Raw genomic sequence first — 14900 nt, forward strand, 5'->3', positions numbered from 1 at the left:
GCACTCATGAAAACCGGCTTCGCAAAATCACAGGCAGGCGCAGTGGCGATCGAATTCGCCTTGGTATTTGTGATTTTTTTTGCCGTGTTCTACGCGCTGGTCAGTTACAGCCTGCCGTTTCTATTGATGCAGAGCTTCAACGAGGCGACGTCCGAAGCCGTGCGCCGCAGCGTCGCGGTGGATCCGAATACCCCCGGTTATGCCTCGGTGGTGGTGAGCACTGCCAACGCCGTATTGGCCGATCAGTTGCAGTGGACATCAACCCTGAATCTGGTGGTCGGCGTCGACACCTCAGCGGTCTATGACGCCGCTCAGGGCACGTTGACGGTCAGCGTCAATTACCCCACTAGCAAGCTCAATCAGATCATGCCGTTTCTGGTGCTGCCGGGCGTGGGTGCAGTGCCGAGTCTGCCCGCCACCCTCTCCGCCGCGTCGAGCCTGAAATTTTGACCGCCGGCGACAATCTGTTCGGGCGCCTGCTCAAGCGCGCGCCACCGCCGGCCAACGAACTGCCCGATCATCTCGGCGCACCGCCGCTGGGCCTGCACCTGCAACTGAACCACGACGGCGGCGTATTGCAGATCGCCGGGCCGTTGCGCCACCAACTCGCGCAACAGCCACCCCACGACTCGCCGCTGCCGTTGTCGGCTTATTTACTCGAGCACAGTACGTTGGCAATTGAAGGCCGCCCGCAGGACTGGCAAGGGCAAATACTCGATCTGGATTTTCCCGGCCTCAGCGATCAGACCCTGCACCTGCGCGGTTGGGTGCAGCCTTCGGCCGAGGGCTGGATGCTGCAACTGATGGACATCGGCGACCTGCTGCTGGAGCGCCAGCAGTCGCGCAATCGTGAAACCTGTCAGGCCCTCGCCGGGCAGATCAGCGAACACCTGCGCGTCTGCAACCTGACGCGTTTGCCGATGGTGCTCAGCGAGCAATTGCAGGCCATCGCCCAGCGCTGGCATATCCCGTGTCTGGCCATCGCCCTGCTCGACGAACAGGCACAGGGCTGGCAGATCTACGAGCAATATCGCGCCCACGACGCGCCGCTGCTGTGGCAGGATGGCCAGCGTCTGGGCACGCCGCTCGACAGCCTCAACGGCAGCGCGCCGCAACGCCTTGGCGCCCATCATGGTTTGTACGAACACGCGCGGGTGGAGGCCACGTTTGGCAACGCCGATGGTTTCGCCGTGCCCTACAGCGATGATCGTGGGGTGGTCGCGTGGCTGCTCTGCGGCTTCTACAACGTGGACGTTGCCGCCCCGCACCTGAACGACCGCGACTGGATGGCCCTGACCAGCGCACTGGCCGGCCCGTTACTCAGCCGCCTGCGAGAACAGCAACATCATCACTACACCGAACGCCTCGAATCGCTGCAGACCCTGCTTGGCACCGGTTGGTGGGAAATGCTTGGCGACGACATGCTGCTGGCGCCTACGCTGCTCGATGTGTTGCCGGCGGACCGTGCTCGCATCTCGCTGCAAGACTGGCTGGCACTGATTCATCCGGCCGACCGCGAAGAACTGCGCAGTCGTCTGCATGCCCTGCAATTGCACGGCGAGCCCCTGACCCTGTGCGTTCGCCTGCACCGCAGCGGCCCCGGACAAACGCCCCTGTGGTATCGCGTTCAGGGCCAGGTCGCCGGCAGCGGTGAACAGCGGCGGCTGGTGGGATTCATGCTCGACATCAGCGACATCCAGAACCAGCAGCAACGCGCCGAAGCCGCCCATGCGCGGCTGGATAACCTGATCGCCAGTTCGCCGGCGGTGATTTATGTGCAGCGCTACGTCGAGGGTGCGCTGCTTCCCGACTTCTTCAGCGCCAGCCTGCAGCCGCTGCTGGGCTGGACGCCGGCCGAGGGCTGCGCCGCCGACTGGGTGCAACTGATTCACCCCGAAGACCGCGAGCTGTATTTCGCTCGCACCCGGCAACTGTTGCGCGAAGGCTCGGCGCGCGCGCGTTTTCGCTTGCGCGACGCACGCGGCGACTACCACTGGCTGCTCGACGAAGCCAAACTGCTGCGCAATGATCTTGGTCTGCCGGTCGAAGCCGTCGGGCTGTGGCTGGACGTCACCGAAGCGACCCTCGCCGCCGAACAGGTCAGACACAGCGAAGAGCGTTACCGGATTCTGGTGGAAGACTCGCCGGCGATGATCTGCCGTTATCGCCCGGACCTGACGCTGACCTTCGGCAATCGGCCGCTGGCGACTTATCTGGAATGCACCCCGGAGCAATTGCCGGGGGTAGATCTGGGCAGCTGGATGTCCGACGAACAACGCGCCGCCTTCATCCAGCGTCTGGCACTGCTGACCCCGGAGCTACCAGTGAGCACTGCCGAAATCAGCCTGCAATTACCCGGGCGCGAACATGCATGGTGGGTGTGGTCCGATCGCGGGGTGTTCGATGAACACGGGCGCCTGCTTGAGGTGCAGGCCGTGGGCCGCGATAACACCGAGGTGCGGCGCTCGCAGCAGCAACTCACGCAAAGCGCAAAAATGGCCACCCTCGGCGAAATGGCCACTGGTCTGGCCCATGAAATCAATCAGCCGCTGAACGTGATGCGCATGGCCATCGTCAACGTGCTCAAGCGTCTGGGCAACGGCGATGTGCAGATCGACTATCTGACCGACAAACTCAATCGCATCGACGCCCAGGTGCAGCGCGCCGCGAAAGTGGTCGATCACATGCGCGTGTTCGGCCGTCGTTCGGAGATCGAGCAACAACTGTTCAACCCGGCCTCGGCCATCGAAGGCACCTTGTCGTTGCTGGCCGAAGGCATGCGCGGCAAAGGCGTCGAACTGCGGATCAGCGAAACCGCTTTCAGCGTGCAGGTGCGCGGTTACGTCGATCAGTTGGAGCAGGTGCTGATCAACCTGATGGTCAACGCCCGCGATGCGCTGCTCGGCAAACGCGAGAAAGACTCATCGTTCAAGCCATGGATCTCGATTTATGCCGAGCGCGACGAGCACAAGGTTCGGCTGTGGGTCGAGGACAACGGCGGCGGCATCGAGCCGCGTTTGCTGGAGCGGATTTTCGAACCGTTCTTCACCACCAAACCGGTGGGCGTCGGCACCGGGCTGGGGCTGTCGGTGAGCTACGGCATCATCGAAAACATGGGTGGTCATTTGAGCGTGCGCAACTCGCTGGAGGGCGCACGTTTCTGCATCGAGTTGCCGATTGCACCGGACGCCTAGATCACCAGATAGGCCTTGCCGGTCTGGCCGCAGGTCATGTTGGCACCGACGTCGACGTCCATAAGGTTGATGCCCAGGCTTTTCAGCAGGTTGTTGAGCAAGGGGTCGAGCAATGGGCTGAGCACGCTGGTCACCACGGGCAACAAACGGCTGCTGACATCACTGATCAACGAGGCCACTCCGGTGACAATGGCACCGAGCGGGTTGCTGCCGACCGGTTGGTAAACGATCAGGTTGATACCCGCCAGGGTGTTGCTCAGGCTACCGACGATATTGTTGGTGGGAATCGCCGATTGCACGCTGGAGGGCAATTTGAGGTTGGGCGGAGTCGCGAACGGCGTGCCACTGGAAAACACCAGGTCCTGTGAATTTTGCGCGACCGGGGTGTCGAGTTTGATCGCGATGCCGCCGGCACCGTATTGAACACGGGTCGCGGCGTCGCAACTGCCGAGGCCGAGAATCTTGTGGCAGGTCACGATGCCCAGATCCACCAGCGGTAAAGGCGAGACCACAGGCTCGGCCGCCGATGAAAAGGCGTTGGTCGGATCAATCTTGCCAAGTTTGAGGTCTGCAATCGACGTGACGGTGTGGGCTGTCAGGCTTTTGGTGCCGGTAGTGCCGGTCGGACAGCTGTAGTCCGTGACATAACTTTTCGCGCCGCCGGCATCCAGCGCGATATCGATTTGCGGGCTCGGCAGCAGTTTCGGATCGAGTTGCTCGCAACCGGCGCCCAGCAGACAGAGCACGGAGTTGAGCGTGTCGACCAGATTCAGACTCAGCAGCGCATTGAGGGTCGGGGTCAGTGTGCCGACCAGCCCCAACACCGCATTGGCCAGCCCGGTCACCCCGGACAACACCGGCAGATTCACCGAGAGCATCGTGCGAATCTGCGCCGTGCGCACATAAATCCGATCCGCCCCCAATGGGTTGGCCTTGGCCCGCGCCGGATCACCAATCGCCGAGAACTGCGGCGGCTCGATCACCTTGACCCGCACCGTGACATTCGCCAGCCCCAGCACGCTGATCGGCAAGGTCGCGGCCACCGCGCTTTTGCTGTTGGCCAGTTGCACCACACCCTGAATCAGTTGCAGCAGTTGCAGGTTGGCATCCAGCCCGGCGGCGGTGGTGCCGGTCTGCAACTGCAGGATGTCGCCGAGTTTGACCGGCGCAGCATTGATCGCCGCAACCTGCAGCTGACCCAGCGCAGTGATCACCGTCGCGGTCGCGCCATTGAGCTGCACCACCGTCGCGGCCGCCTGAATCAGTTGGGTGACCGTGGCCTGGGTGTTGAGCAGTTGCGTGTAGTTGCCGGCGGCGACGTTGAGGTTGATCGCCAGTTGGTTGAGGTAGCTGAGCAGGTTGATGTCGGTGTTGAGCAGACCGTCCCAACCCAGAGCCGTGAGGTTGACGCTGCCGCCGAGCAGCCCCGAGAACAGCGGATTGAGAATGTTCGACTGGGCGGTGTTGATGCTCGCCAGCGTACTGCGGATGTTCAGTTGCGCAACCGTCGGGGTCGGTTGCGCGGCGACGGCTGAGGCGTTGAGTGTGGTTTTCAGACTGACCGTCGAGCCGCTGAACAGGGCCTGCACCCCGCCGGCAAAACTGGTGGTCACCGTGCGGCTGGCGTCCACTTTGATTGCGCTCGACCGGGTTGCATCGGCGGTGAACGCGCGCAACCCGCTGGCCGCGGTCTGCACGCTGCCGCAGGTGGTCGTCAGAGTGTTGTTGGTATCGACGGTGTAGCCATTGCGCACTGCGCTTTGCCCGGTATACGTGGCCGCGCTGAGGCCTGACTGACAATTGCCGCCGCGACTGACCGCTTCCAGCGCCGCGCTGTCGACCACTCGCTGCAACTTGCGCTGCTCCATGTATAGCCGACCGGTGTCGACCACCAACAGCATCAACACCAGCGCCAGACTGAGGGTGGCAGCCGCCATCAACCCGATCGCCCCGCGTTGCCGGGCCGGGCCGTTGAACTGCGTACGAGGCGACATGGCGCACTCCTTTGCCGGCGCGTTGCCGAGCGCTACCTCCGATGGTGGATTTGAGTGTAGACGGCGCTAATGGCAACGCGCCATTTGGTGCTGCACAAAACCCTGCAGACCTCGTCTTCTCGCGAATGCGCTGTGTCATTCAACATGGATGTGGCTGACACGCCGTCTTCGCGAGCAAGCCCGCTCCCACAGGGAGATTTGTGGTGGGGCAAAAAATGGGAGCCTCTTGGGCTCCCTTTTTTTTACAGCGAACTAGCGCGGTGGATAGTTGGCCAATATCCGGCCCACCGTTTCGCGCACTGCGTTGCTGCGATCCTGCGGATTGGGCGTGCTGCTGAGCATCTGTTCATCGCTGCCGCGCCACACGAGTTTGCCGTCCTTGCCGTCGAGCAGGTCGATCTGGATCGTTGCCACCTTGTAGGTGATGTTGCGAGTTTCGTTGTACATCGGCGCGCCCCAGTAACCGTTCCACGGGCCACCCCAACCGCCGCCGTAGTTGGTGGTCACTTGCTGCTGGCGATCCTCGACAATCAGGTAGGTCTGCACGCTCAGGTCGCCCTTGGCCCCCGCCGCGGCGGGACGCAAACCGCGCTGGTCGAGCTGATCGCTGACGGCCTGGCGGATGCGTTGCTCGGTCAGGTCGCTCTTGATCCGTGGATCATCCGGGCGATATTGCAGCGCGGGTTCTTTCCAGCTCCAGCTGCGATAGGCGGCGAAATCGCGGCTGGCGTCAAAGTCGTGATTGACCTGGTTGGCAGCGCAAGCACTGAGCAGCGCGGCCATGGCCAGTAAAGCGAGACGACGGAACATGGTTGTTCTCCGGTTGAAGGCCTGAACCTGCGAAGCGTTCTCACATGAAGTCTAGCTCGGCGGATAGGCCGACAGGGCTTTTTCCAGAGCCTCGCGAATGGCGTCGGTGCGCACCAGTTGGCTACCCTGGTTGGCGGTCTCGGCGCTGGCGCTCCACACCGGTTGACCGGTGCCGGCATCGAACAGATTGACCTGCACCACCACGACCTGCTCCTGATAGGTGCGAACAATCGGCACAGTGTTGTACATGCCGTAACCGCGCCCGTAGCGATCATAGCCACTGTATCCGCCGTAACCGTAATCGTCCTGCACCTGCCGCAAGCGAGTTTCCAGACGCAGATTGGCGCTGACCAGCAAGTCGGCCGGACGGTTGTCGTGCAACGGACGCAACCCGCGTTGGTCCAGCGCATTGCTCACCGCTTCGGCCACTTGCGCCGAGTCGGCCCAGGCCGTGCCCGGCGGTAACTGCCCGTTGAGCCAGGCCCAACTGCGATAGCGCCCGTAATCGCGTGTCGGCGCCGGGTAGGCGCTGCGATCAAAGGTGTTGGCCGCTTGCGGCGGCGCTGGCGGCAACGGCCGCGACTGCGCGACGTACGGGTTGCTGCCTTGGCAGGCGGCCAACCCCAGACAGATCAGCAATAAACCGGATTGAGCTTTCATGTGGTGCTCCGATCAGATCGGCCGGCAGATCCAGTGCAAGTAACGCCCAAGCCCGGCGAAGCTTGGGTGGCGACGGTGAGCGAGCTCCATCTCCAGCAAATCCACGAGTTCGGCGCGGGCCTGGAATTCCACCGGCATGTAGTCGTGGAAAACCCGGATCCCGCTCTGGGTTTCGACCTGCCACAACCCTTCGAGTTGCGTTGCCAGCTCCCTCGGATCAAGCGGCTGCTGCGGGGTCAGGCTCTGCTTTTCACCGGCCATGGTGTTTTTGCGCATTTTCTTGAAATGGCCCTTGAGCAGATTGCGATAAATCAGCGCATCACGGTTGTAGAACGCCAGCGACAGCCAGCCACCGGGTTTGGTCAGTTGATGCAGCACCGGCAGGATCGCGTGAGGTTCGGCCAGCCATTCGAGCACCGCGTGGCAAATCACCAGATCGTAGGGTTCGGTGAGCTGACCGAGCAGTTCCTGCCACGGCGCCTGAATGAACGTCGCGCTCTGCCCGGCTTCGGCGAAGCGCTGGCGGGCACCTTCGAGCATCGGTTCGGCCGGCTCGGTGAAGGTCACTTCATGGCCGCGTTCGGCCAGCCACAGCGACATGTGGCCCAGACCGCCGCCGATGTCCAGCACGCGCAGCGGTCGGTCCGGCAATGCTTCGGCCAGGTCGGCCTGCAACACCGCGAGGCGAATCGCGCCTTTGGCGCCACCGTAGATTTTTTCGGCGAAACGGGTCGCCAACTGATCGAAATGCCGGTCGCTCATCAGCTGAACCGCCGTTCGCTGTCGGCGAGCTTGCTGCGCACCACTTCATTCATGTCCAGCCCCAACTCGCTGCACAGCAGCAACAAATACAGGACGATATCGCCGACTTCCTGCCCGGCATGCGCCAGTTTGTCCGCCGGCAACTGGCGTGACTGGTCTTCAGTCAGCCACTGGAAAATCTCCACCAACTCGGACATCTCGACGCTGGCGGCCATGGCAAGGTTTTTCGGGCTGTGAAATTGCCGCCAGTCATTGCGGTCGCGAATGGCGTGCAGGCGTTCGGTCAGTTCAACAAGGTTCATCGGGCTCTCCTGAAGGCGTATAGCTTCGGGGGGATGTCGGCTGAACGCAAGCGGCCATGGCTCGCTCCCACACAGGATTGAGGCAAACCCTCTATAGTTGCAGGGAACTCGGCCACCCGCGCGGTGGCCCAAGGCTCAGCTCTTTCATCAGGATGCACACATGCAGGTAGAAAGCTTTTTCGAATGGCTCGGCCAGGCACTCGGTTCGATCATCCGTTTCATCGTCGATGGGCTCAGCGGCCTGTTCAACATTCTGAGCAACGCCGGCGGCAATTTTGTCGATGGCCTGGCGAAGACGCTGGGCATGGACACTTCGATCATCAGCATCCTCGCGCTCATCGTCGGCCTGATGCTGCTGTGGTCGGCGATTCGCGCGTTCATGAATGCGTCGATCATTGCCGGGATCATCTGGTTGCTGCTGGGGTTGTGGTTGTTGAGCTGGATTATTCATTAGCCCTTGTGGGAGCGAGCCTGCTCGCGAAGGCGTCAGATCAGTCAAAACTGTTCTGAATGACACACCGCTTTCGCGAGCAGGCTCGCTCCCACATTGGTTGCATCGCAGGCCGTACGAATCGCTACAATCCCCGCTCCCCCAAGGAGCCCGCATGTCCAACCTGATTGCCGACTGGCGCGACCGCCCGACTCACCGCAAGGTCTGGGCGCTCGCCGCGCCGATGATTCTTTCCAATATTTCCGTGCCGCTGGTGGCGCTGGTTGACAGCACCGTCATCGGCCACCTGCCCCACGCCCATCAGTTGGGCGCAGTGGCGGTCGGCGCCAGCCTCTACACGTTTCTCGCCTGGGCCATGGGCTTTCTGCGCATGGGCACTACGGGGTTTGCCGCTCAGGCCGCCGGGCGCAGCGACGGCGCGGCGTTACGGCAGATTCTGTTGCAGGGTTTGCTGCTGGCGCTGGGACTGGCGATCGTGCTCGGCACTCTCGGCGTGCCGTTGAGCGGCGTGGCCCTGCACTTCATGCAGCCGTCGGCCGAACTCGATCAACTGACCCGCGAGTTCTTCCACACCCGGTTATTCGGGCTGCCGGCAGCGCTGGCCAGTTACGCCCTGGTCGGCTGGTTCCTCGGTACCCAGAACGCCCGGGCGCCGCTGGCGATTCTGCTGAGCACCAACCTGATCAACATCGCTCTCAACCTGTGGTTCGTGATTGGTCTGGAATGGGGTGTGGTCGGCTCGGCCCGAGCCTCGGTGATTGCCGAGTGGAGCGGCGCCCTGCTCGGCCTGTGGCTGACCCGTGGCGCCTTGCGCGCCTATCCCGGGCACATCGTCTGGGCAGCGTTGAAGGTGTGGCAGAGCTGGCGCCCTTTGCTGGCGGTCAACCGCGACATTTTCATCCGCAGCCTGGCGCTGCAATCGGTATTTTTCCTGATCACCGTGCAAGGCGCGCGGCTCGGCGATGCCACGGTGGCGGCCAATGCTCTGCTGCTCAACGGTTTGCTGCTGACCGCGCATGCGCTGGACGGTCTGGCGCATGCGGTCGAAGCGTTGTGCGGACACGCCATCGGCGCCCGCGACCGGCTCGCCCTGCGCCGTTCGCTGGTGGTGGCCGGCGGCTGGTCATTGCTGGCCAGCCTCGGTTTTGCCGCGCTGTTTCTGTTGGGCGGACACTTGTTCATCGAGATGCAGACCGACATCCAGAGCGTCCGCGACACCGCGTTCATCTACCTGCCGTATCTGGCGGTACTGCCGCTGATTGCGGTCTGGAGCTACTTGCTCGACGGCCTGTTCATCGGCGCCACTCGAGCCCGGGAAATGCGCAACGGCATGCTGCTGACCGTCGCCTTGCTGCTGCCGTTCGCCTGGGCATTACAGGGACTGGGCAATCATGGGCTGTGGATAACGTTCCTGCTGTTTATGGTCTTGCGCAGCCTGACCCTCGGCGCACTGGCCCTGTGGCTGCGGCGCAACGACGGCTGGTTCAGCGGTGCCGCTCACTGAGCCGGTGTGTGTTTGACGAACGCGACGACCTGATCAAGCACCGGCGCCAGTCGCCGAAGTGGCCGCGACAGAGTCGCCACCAGCGTCACATGATTGGGGCGCGAGTAGTACAGATCCTGCACCGATACACCCGCCTCGCGCAGTTTACGCGCCAGACCTGCGGTGTTGCGTGCCGGGTTGACCAGATTGTCCTTGGTCGCGGCAATCAGCAGCGCCGGGGGTTCACCCCTACGGACATGGTTGATCGGCTGCGATTGCGGCGGTGAGTCCGGCCAGAAGAATACCGGACGCACCTGCGGATTCTTGATGGGCAGAAAATCATACGGACCGGCCAGGCCGATCCAGCCGCTGAGGTCTTTGGGCGTCATGCCCACCGCACCGAGCAGACGCGGATCCAGCGCCAGCATCGCCGCGTTGTAAGCGCCGGAACTGTGGCCCATCAGGTACAGGCATTGCGGGTTGCCGGAGAACTCGCGGATATGCGCCCGGGTCCAGGCCACCGCCCGCGCCGAGTCTTCAAGAAACAACGGATAGCGCACCTGCGGGTAGAGCCGATAATCCGCCAGCACCGCGACAATCCCCCGCGACGCCAGCGCCTCGCCGACAAACGCGTAATCGCCACGATCACCGCTGTTCCAGCTACCGCCGTAGAAGAACACCACCACCGGCGCGTCCTCCAACGGCTGGCGCGGCACGTAGACGTCGAGCTTCTGTCGCGGATCATCGCCATAGGCAATCCCGGCGGTTTTGTGGAACGTGTCGTCGGGGGTCAGCGCATTGAGCACCTTGACCGGGGAACATCCCGTCAGCACCAGCAGCAGAAACCCGCCGAGGACTGCGCCGAACCGCTGCCACAGAGGGTTTGTCATGGATGTCGCACCTCAAGATTGATCGTTCTGCCACTGTCGCCGCACATGCTCGAGCCGTTCCTGCTGGCTCAGCCCGTCCGGCACGCCGGGCAGTTGCGCCCGGGGATGCTGCAAGCGTAGCCACAACCAGCCATCCAGCACCGTGCGGTCGCTGAACCCCAGGCTCAGCCCCTCCTGCACATGGGAGGCCATGCGCGCGTAGTCGGTTCCCATTGATTGGCACCAGCGCCAGATGTGTTGTTCCAGCAGGCAGCTTTGCAAACGTTCGCGCTGACGATGGGTGAGGCTTTCGTCGATCCCCAGCGGTTCGACCGCCCACTGCGGGTTGCGCAGTTGCTGCCAGCCCTGACTGCCGATGGCGAGGTCGGCCCAGGTGCCGCCGTACCAGCGCAGCAGACGAATCGGCCCGAGCCAGCGGCTCAAGTCGGCGGCGTCACAGGCGTCGAAGAAATAACTTGCCGTCTGGCGGTTGTAATAACCGAGCAAGGCACGGTGATTGAGCCCGAACGAGACCGTCAGCATCCGTCGCAGGTGGCTCAGCATTACTGCCTGCGAGGCATCACTGGCGAACAACAACCCGCGCCAGGTCTGCGGATCACGCTGACACAGCGCCGCCAGTGCCGGGCAGTCATGCAGGTCGACCAGCAGCGGACCGTGCTCGCTTACCGCTTGAAACTCGGTGCACTGGAACAGCCGCGTGCAACGTACGCTGGCGAACCCCTGGCGCAATGTCGCCAGCGCCTGCTGCGCATCGGCGCCATCGAGCAACAGCCACTGTACCTGCGGGGCAAAGCCGACGCCGCTCAAGCGGCGCCGTCCTGATCCAGCGACGCGACCAATCGGCAACTGCAGATCGACGCCGTGCAGTGGTTGTAACTGCCGCCGCCGGGCATAAGACACAACAGCAACAGCGGTTCGGCAGACTTGAGCCATTGCGCCAGGCCCGCGCTCGGCAGCACGTCCGGCAGCGCCAATGGCGCTTCGCAGTCTTCGATCACCGCCGGCTCCTGCAGCACACCACTGATCACCGGCTGATCCGGATCGCCTTCATGAAAACTCACCACCACTTCAACGCCTTCGCGCAACGATGTCAGTGAGGCGTCGCTCAACGCTGCTGCGAGCGGCAGCCAACAATGGCTGGCGGCAGCGCCTTCGCCCTGATAAAGCCAGTCGAACTGCACCGCCACCGGCCGCTGATCGTCGGGCTGCGGTTCATCGACCGTCACTACCCATGCACGTTGCAGACTGTGCATGCGCGGCCTGGCACAGGTGCTCGTCAATGTCGGCAGTTGCGCCTGGGCGGCGGCGACGATCCGGTTGCTGTAAGCCGGCTCGCTGGCGGGATCAGCACGATGCTCGATCCGGCTCAGCAACCAGCGGCGGTTGCATTCGGCAAACGGATGCGCGGTCAACGCCAGCCACTGCGCGGCGCGCAAGGTCGGCAGATCGCTGTGGCCATAAGCTTTGCCGGCCTGCGCCGAACCCGCGTCCACATCGCTGGCGTCCACCTGCATCTGCCAGCGTCTTACCGCCGGGGTGCTCGCGCCATCGTCCACAGACGCCGCGCCGGCCACGGGAAAACGCCCTGGATCATCGACAAAGACCAGACAGTGTCCGTCCGGTCGGTGCTCGAAGTAGTAGTGGATCCGCGCCTGCGCGCACAGCCGCTGCACGAACTGCAGGTCCGACTCCCGGTACTGGGTGCAGAAAGTGTGCACCGGGTATTCGCACTGCAAATCAAAACGCCGTTGCGCACCAACGATCCCATGCTCCTTGAGCACCTGCGCGAGGATCTTCGGCACGCACTGACTGCTGAAGATCCGTTGACTGAAACGCAGCGCCAGACAACTCAGCTTCGGTCCTAGTGTCACTCGACACAATCGGGCGCCCTGATCGTGCTCATGTTGGACGACACTCTGCAATTGCCCGCTCAGGCCATTGCGTCCGGGACCGAACTGCAGGAACGCCGAGCGGTAAAGCAGGCCGGCCAGGTCCAGTTGCGGATCATTGATCAACAGATCGATATCAAAGGCGAAGGGTTCGCTGATGCCCTCACTTCCGGTAAAGGCCAGCACCTCGAAGGGCTCGGGCAGCCCCGTTACATCGAGACGAAACGACGGCTCGTTGACTGATTCGAACATGGGCGGATCTCTACAGGAGGGGCGGCCGGGGATTCTCGCCGAGAGCCATGGCCGAGTAGAGAGCTGAAGTACAACTTAGGAAATGACCTACGCGAAAAGCAGACCGGATCACTTCTCCGGCTGTGGCAGGCAATTATTTCGCAGGGGATTTGGGAAATGTCCCACCGGGTCATCCGAATTTTCCACAGCTTGAGGGAAAATTTCAGACAACCCGGTGCAACAGACCTGACTCAGGAAGACAGGTAGGAGGAGCGGGTCAGGCCCAGACGCAAGGCATCGAGGAACTGCGTACGCTCGCTGGCACTGATGCGGGCACTGGCGCACTTGTCGCGGTAGTGGGTCATCAGTTCTTCCGGCGACAAGTGCACGTAACGCAACATGTCTTCGATGGTGTCGTGGGTCTCGATACCGGCGTGGTACACGCTGCCATCGGCGTTCTGGTAGATGTTCACCGAGTCGGTGTCACCGAACAGGTTGTGCATGTCGCCGAGGATTTCCTGATAGGCGCCGACCAGGAACACGCCCAGCAGATAGTCTTCACCTTCGTTCAGACCGTGCACCGGCAGGCTGGTCTCGATGCTCTGCTCGTCGACGTACTGGTTGATCTTGCCGTCGGAGTCGCAGGTCAGGTCTTGCAGCACGGCGCGACGCAGCGGCTCTTCGTCCAGACGATGCAGCGGGATGATCGGCAGCACCTGATCGATCGCCCAGGTGTCCGGCAGGCTCTGGAACACCGAGAAGTTGCAGATGTACTTGTCGGCCAGCTTGTCGTTGAGTTCGTCGAGCACCTGGCGGTGCGAACGCTGACGTGCCTTCAACGAGTTGTGCAGGCGACGGCACACAGCGAAGTAGCACTGCTCGGCCAGGGCCTTTTCCGCCAGGGTCAGTTTGCCGTCGGCGTACTGCGAAGCCACGTCGCTCATGTAGTGCGTGGCGCGCCAGTAAGTCTCGGTGACCATTTCGATATCGGTCGGGCCGAGCAGGTCCACCAGCCACTGCACGGTTTCCGGCAGGTTTTCCTTGTTTTCGATCAGCGGGATTTCGTCGTTGTGTTTCTCGACGTCGGTCACCTGCACCACCAGCATCGCGTGGTGCGCGGTCAGCGAGCGGCCGCTTTCGGAGAAGATGTGCGGATGCGGCAGGCTCTGCGCGTCGCAGAATTCCTTGAGCATGCCGACCACGACACCGGCGTAGTCGTCCATGTCGTAGTTGATCGAACTGGCATTGCGCGAGTGGGTACCGTCGTAGTCGACACCCAGACCGCCGCCGACGTCGATGTGATCGACCGGCAGGCCAAGGTTGCGCAGCTCGCCGTAGTAACGGATCGCTTCCTTGAAACCGTGCTGGTAGTCAGCCAGGTTGGCGATCTGCGAACCCATGTGGAAGTGCAGCAGGCGAATGCCCTGATCCAGGCCGGCCGCGCGGAAGCGCTCGACCACCGACAGCAGTTGCGCCGCCGACAGACCGAACTTGGATTTCTCGCCACCAGTGTCCGCCCACTTCGAGGAGGCCAGCGACGACAGACGCACGCGCAGACCAACCTGCGGCTTGACCTTGAGCGAGGCGGCTTCTTCGATCACCAGGCCGACTTCGGATTCTTTCTCGATGACGATGAACACATTGTGGCCGAGTTTCTGCCCCATCAGCGCCAGACGGATGAACTCGCGGTCCTTGTAACCGTTGCAGACGATGGTGCCGCCCTTCGGCGCCAGTGCCAGCACCGCCAGCAGCTCAGGCTTGGAGCCGGCTTCCAGACCGATGGAAACGTTCTGGGTGGCGATGATGTTCTCGATCACCGCTTCTTGCTGGTTGACCTTGATCGGGTACAGCGCGGTGTACTTGCTCTGGTATTCCAGGCGCTCGATGTTCGAGTCGAAAGCACCGGTCAGTTGACGGACACGGTCTTGCAGGATGTCGGGGAAACGTACCAGCAACGGCAGGGACAAGCCGCTCTTGCGCAGTTGGTCGACTTGTTCGAACAGGTCGATAGGCGAGCTGCTCGGGCCGTTCGGACGAACTTCGACGCGACCGGCGTCATTGATCGCGAAATACCCGGCCCCCCAATGGCGAATCCCGTAAACACTGCGGCTGTCCGCAACTGTCCATTGGCTGCCATCGTCTTTACGTGTGCGTCGTACGGACATCGAAGTCCCCTATAAAGAAGTCATAGTGCGTCGCCTGATCGCAGGCCGGCGCAGTCTAAAGAATGAAAA

General features: G+C 62.6%; 13 protein-coding genes. 4 read left to right on the forward strand and 9 right to left on the reverse strand.

The window, feature by feature from the left end:
* Nucleotides 1-6 precede the first annotated feature (6 nt).
* Both ACM6I7_RS17155 and ACM6I7_RS17160 read left to right on the forward strand, forming a co-directional pair.
* Nucleotides 7-450 (forward strand): TadE/TadG family type IV pilus assembly protein, encoded by a 444-nt coding sequence (locus tag ACM6I7_RS17155; RefSeq protein ID WP_414888931.1) that lies wholly within the window; start codon nt 7-9, stop codon nt 448-450.
* A complete protein-coding gene (locus ACM6I7_RS17160) occupies nt 447-3194 on the forward strand; it encodes a PAS domain-containing protein (RefSeq protein WP_414888932.1) in 2748 nt (915 codons plus the stop codon). Before ACM6I7_RS17155 ends, ACM6I7_RS17160 begins: the two co-directional genes overlap by 4 nt.
* On the opposite strand, the gene ACM6I7_RS17165 is transcribed toward ACM6I7_RS17160, so the two are convergent.
* The 5 genes from ACM6I7_RS17165 to ACM6I7_RS17185 form a co-directional block, all read right to left on the reverse strand.
* The gene (locus tag ACM6I7_RS17165; RefSeq protein ID WP_414888933.1) at nt 3191-5188 is read right to left on the reverse strand and encodes a pilus assembly protein TadG-related protein; all 1998 of its coding nucleotides are present in this window, start codon (nt 5186-5188) and stop codon (nt 3191-3193) included. The genes ACM6I7_RS17160 and ACM6I7_RS17165 overlap by 4 nt on opposite strands.
* A 252-nt stretch (nt 5189-5440) precedes the next feature.
* Complete coding sequence (locus tag ACM6I7_RS17170) at nt 5441-5998, reverse strand: DUF4136 domain-containing protein (protein WP_103368076.1); 558 nt, start codon at nt 5996-5998, stop codon at nt 5441-5443.
* 51 nt (nt 5999-6049) lie between these two features.
* Nucleotides 6050-6658 (reverse strand): DUF4136 domain-containing protein, encoded by a 609-nt coding sequence (locus tag ACM6I7_RS17175; protein ID WP_098967043.1) that lies wholly within the window; start codon nt 6656-6658, stop codon nt 6050-6052.
* A gap of 12 nt (nt 6659-6670) precedes the next feature.
* The gene (locus tag ACM6I7_RS17180; RefSeq protein WP_103368075.1) at nt 6671-7420 is read right to left on the reverse strand and encodes a methyltransferase; all 750 of its coding nucleotides are present in this window, start codon (nt 7418-7420) and stop codon (nt 6671-6673) included.
* On the reverse strand, nt 7420-7722 hold the full coding sequence (locus tag ACM6I7_RS17185; protein ID WP_007951009.1) for a MazG-like family protein: 303 nt from the start codon (nt 7720-7722) through the stop codon (nt 7420-7422). The genes ACM6I7_RS17180 and ACM6I7_RS17185 overlap by 1 nt, the downstream gene beginning before the upstream one ends.
* Before the next feature lie 160 nt (nt 7723-7882).
* Here ACM6I7_RS17185 and ACM6I7_RS17190 point away from each other — a divergent pair, with 160 nt between their 5' ends.
* Nucleotides 7883-8176 carry a hypothetical protein gene (locus tag ACM6I7_RS17190; RefSeq protein ID WP_007963021.1) on the forward strand — a complete coding sequence of 98 codons (294 nt, stop codon included), beginning with the start codon at nt 7883-7885 and terminating at the stop codon, nt 8174-8176.
* Between the two features lie 151 nt (nt 8177-8327).
* Nucleotides 8328-9677 (forward strand): MATE family efflux transporter, encoded by a 1350-nt coding sequence (locus ACM6I7_RS17195; protein ID WP_414888934.1) that lies wholly within the window; start codon nt 8328-8330, stop codon nt 9675-9677.
* Here the strand turns inward: ACM6I7_RS17195 and ACM6I7_RS17200 are convergent.
* The 4 genes from ACM6I7_RS17200 to speA form a co-directional block, all read right to left on the reverse strand.
* Nucleotides 9671-10546: an alpha/beta hydrolase gene (locus ACM6I7_RS17200; RefSeq protein ID WP_414888935.1), complete on the reverse strand. Its 876-nt coding sequence runs from the start codon at nt 10544-10546 to the stop codon at nt 9671-9673. The two genes, ACM6I7_RS17195 and ACM6I7_RS17200, sit on opposite strands and share 7 nt — an antisense overlap.
* A 12-nt stretch (nt 10547-10558) precedes the next feature.
* On the reverse strand, nt 10559-11353 hold the full coding sequence (locus ACM6I7_RS17205) for a DUF4123 domain-containing protein (protein WP_414888936.1): 795 nt from the start codon (nt 11351-11353) through the stop codon (nt 10559-10561).
* Nucleotides 11350-12687, reverse strand: coding sequence for a type VI secretion system Vgr family protein (locus ACM6I7_RS17210; RefSeq protein ID WP_414888937.1), 1338 nt, complete (start codon nt 12685-12687; stop codon nt 11350-11352). The genes ACM6I7_RS17205 and ACM6I7_RS17210 overlap by 4 nt, the downstream gene beginning before the upstream one ends.
* A gap of 230 nt (nt 12688-12917) precedes the next feature.
* Complete coding sequence (gene speA, locus ACM6I7_RS17215; protein WP_003221289.1) at nt 12918-14831, reverse strand: arginine decarboxylase; 1914 nt, start codon at nt 14829-14831, stop codon at nt 12918-12920.
* Nucleotides 14832-14900: the final 69 nt, after the last annotated feature.

It is taken from the genome of Pseudomonas sp. IT-93MI4, from assembly GCF_949767635.1.
Lineage (GTDB): Bacteria > Pseudomonadota > Gammaproteobacteria > Pseudomonadales > Pseudomonadaceae > Aquipseudomonas > Aquipseudomonas putida_A.